The sequence below is a fragment of the Pelagibius litoralis genome (assembly GCF_011683915.1).
Taxonomy (GTDB): Bacteria; Pseudomonadota; Alphaproteobacteria; order Kiloniellales; family Kiloniellaceae; genus Pelagibius; species Pelagibius litoralis.
Genome location: NZ_JAAQPH010000054.1, coordinates 2,501 through 5,928, shown reverse-complemented (window position 1 = coordinate 5,928; position 3,428 = coordinate 2,501). Strand labels below are relative to the sequence as shown.

1 tRNA gene and 2 rRNA genes are annotated in these 3,428 nt (G+C 55.3%); all 3 read right to left on the bottom strand.

Features of this window, described 5'->3' with window-relative positions:
- Position 1 precedes the first annotated feature (1 nt).
- Positions 2–78: transfer RNA gene (locus HBA54_RS28540), tRNA-Met, on the bottom strand.
- A 78-nt stretch (positions 79–156) separates the two neighbouring features.
- Positions 157–272, bottom strand: a 5S ribosomal RNA gene (rrf, locus tag HBA54_RS28535).
- Positions 273–511: 239 nt separating this feature from the next.
- Positions 512–3,265 (bottom strand): 23S ribosomal RNA (locus HBA54_RS28530).
- Between the last annotated feature and the right edge of the window lie 163 nt (positions 3,266–3,428).

The following is a 3,428-nucleotide window of genomic DNA, read 5'->3' as shown; positions in this document are numbered from 1 at the left end:
TTGGTTGCGGGGGTAGGATTTGAACCTACGACCTTCAGGTTATGAGCCTGACGAGCTACCGGGCTGCTCCACCCCGCGTTATGGGTGGTTTTGTTTTGTTTGAGGAGGGAGTGTGTTGGATTTTTTTGAGGGTTGTTTTTTTTGCGTGCTTGGAAGACTTGGCGGCGACCTACTCTCCCACGCCTTAAGACGCAGTACCATCGGCGCTGAGGGTTTTCACGTCCGAGTTCGGGATGGGATCGGGTGTTTAACCCCTCGCCATGGCCACCAAGTCGTCGAAACACGCTGGGCTTTTTGAGGTTTTTGTGCCGGGTCTTTGTCTGACTATTCCCGCTAGGGAATATGTCTTAATTCGACCATTGCTCTTGAGCAATGGTGGAATATCGAAGTCTGAGTAGAGGTTTTTCTTCAGTTTTTCCTGGCCGCTGTTATGGCGGCTGGGAGGTTTTCTGGAGATTTATCACTGGTCGTGACGGGGTGTTTCGTATCCCCCACGCCTTGCGGCGCGAGGAGGATCAAGCCGATCGAGCGATTAGTAAGGCTCAGCTTCATGCATTGCTGCACTTCCACATGCCTCCTATCGACGTGGTGGTCTACCACGGCTCTTAGGCGAGACCTGGTTTTGAGGGGGGTTTCCCGCTTAGATGCTTTCAGCGGTTATCCCTTCCGTACTTAGCTACCCGGCTGTGCCGCTGGCGCGACAACCGGTCCACCAGAGGTACGTCCATCCCGGTCCTCTCGTACTAGGGACAGATCCTCTCAAGTCTCGAACACCCACGGCAGATAGGGACCGAACTGTCTCACGACGTTCTAAACCCAGCTCACGTACCACTTTAATTGGCGAACAGCCAAACCCTTGGGACCTGCTCCAGCCCCAGGATGTGATGAGCCGACATCGAGGTGCCAAACCTCCCCGTCGATGTGGACTCTTGGGGGAGATCAGCCTGTTATCCCCGGCGTACCTTTTATCCGTTGAGCGATGGCCCTTCCACGCGGGACCACCGGATCACTATGACCGACTTTCGTCTCTGCTCGAACTGTCGCTCTCGCAGTCAGGCAGGCTTATGCCATTGCACTCAACAGCTGATTTCCGACCAGCTTGAGCCTACCTTCGCGCGCCTCCGTTACTCTTTAGGAGGCGACCGCCCCAGTCAAACTACCCACCATGCAGGGTCCCGGATCCGGTTTCACGGACCGCGGTTAGACATCAGAAAAGATAAGGGCGGTATTTCAAGGGTAGCTCCACCCGAGCTAGCGCCCGAGCTTCAAAGCCTCCCGCCTATCCTACACATGCCTGTTCTAATGCCACTGCAAAGTTGTAGTAAAGGTGCACGGGGTCTTTCCGTCTGACCGCGGGTAGCCCGCATCTTCACGGGCAATTCAATTTCGCTGAGTCGATGCTGGAGACAGTGGGGAAGTCGTTACGCCATTCGTGCAGGTCGGAACTTACCCGACAAGGAATTTCGCTACCTTAGGACCGTTATAGTTACGGCCGCCGTTTACCGGGGCTTCAATTCGCAGCTCTCACCGCTCCTTTTAACCTTCCGGCACCGGGCAGGCGTCAGACCCTATACGTCGCCTTACGGCTTCGCAGAGCCCTGTGTTTTTAATAAACAGTCGCCACCCCCTGGTCTGTGCCCCCCACACCTGGTTGCCCAGATATGGGGCCCCCTTCTCCCGAAGTTACGGGGGCAATTTGCCGAGTTCCTTCAGCATCGTTCTCTCAAGCGCCTTGGTATGCTCTACCTGTCCACCTGTGTCGGTTTCGGGTACGGTCTCACGTGGGGGTTATTTCCTGGAACAGTTTCGCCGCCCGGACAATCCAATAAGCCCGAACAACTTACACCATTCGTCACCACCCACAGGTCCAGGAATATTAACCTGGTTCCCATCGACTACGGCTTTCGCCCTCGCCTTAGGGGCCGACTCACCCTGCGCGGATTAGCCTTGCGCAGGAACCCTTGGACTTTCGGCGAGAGTGTTTCTCACACTCTTTGTCGCTACTCATGTCAGCATTCTCACTTCCGATACCTCCAGGGCCTCTCACGAGAACCCCTTCGCAGGCTTACGGAACGCTCCGCTACCCCTGACGTTCGACAAGTCGAACGTCAAGCCGCAGCTTCGGTGTATGGCTTGAGCCCCGGTACATCTTCGGCGCGGGACGGCTTAACTAGACCAGTGAGCTGTTACGCTTTCTTTAAAAGATGGCTGCTTCTAAGCCAACTTCCTGGTTGTCTTGGCCTTCCTACATCCTTTCCCACTTAGCCATAACTTAGGGACCTTAGCTGGCGGTCTGGGCTGTTTCCCTTTCGACCATGGACCTTAGCACCCATGGTCTGTCTGCCGAGCTCTACTCTTCGGTATTCGGAGTTTGGTTAGGTTTGGTAAGCCTCGCGGCCCCCTAGCCCATCCAGTGCTCTACCCCCGAAGGTAATACTCGACGCACTACCTAAATAGTTTTCGCGGAGAACCAGCTATCTCCAGGTTTGATTGGCCTTTCACCCCTAGCCACAAGTCATCCCGTGATTTTTCAACATCAGTGGGTTCGGCCCTTCAGTGGGTGTTACCCCACCTGCAGCCTGCTCATGGCTAGATCACCTGGTTTCGGGTCTAATCCTACGAACTAGGTCGCCCTATTAAGACTCGCTTTCGCTACGCCTACACCTAACGGCTTAAGCTTGCTCGCAAAATTAACTCGCTGACCCATTATACAAAAGGTACGCGGTCACCCCTCAAGGGGGCTCCCACAGATTGTAGGCATTCGGTTTCAGGATCTGTTTCACTCCCCTCATCGGGGTGCTTTTCACCTTTCCCTCACGGTACTGGTTCACTATCGGTCGCACAGGAGTACTTAGGCTTGGAGGGTGGTCCCCCCACGTTCAGGCAGGATTTCACGTGTCCCGCCCTACTCGAGGACCAAAGAGCTTTCTACCCGTACGGGGCTGTCACCCACTATGGCGCGCCTTTCCAGACGCTTCCGGTTCTTACTCTCTGGCCACTGGCCTGGTCCGCGTTCGCTCGCCACTACTAACGGAGTCTCGGTTGATGTCCTTTCCTCCGGTTACTGAGATGTTTCAGTTCACCGGGTTTGCTTCCTCTGCCTATGTATTCAGCAGAGGATGACCCTAAAGGGTCGGGTTTCCCCATTCGGAAATCCACGGATCAAAGGGTGCTCGCCCCTCCCCGTGGCTTATCGCAGCGTGCCACGTCCTTCATCGCCTCTGTGCGCCAAGGCATTCACCAAATGCCCTTAAAACGCTTGATCCAACGAAATCCCGTCACGCCCAGAGATAAACCTCCAGACGCAACGCTTTACTCAGACTTCGATAAAGACCCGGCAAGAAACCTTCAACTCTCCAACCGCACCGCCTTCGTTGATCCCTGCGATCCAAGGACCGCAAAAAACAAAAAGCCGCGCGGCGCAAAGC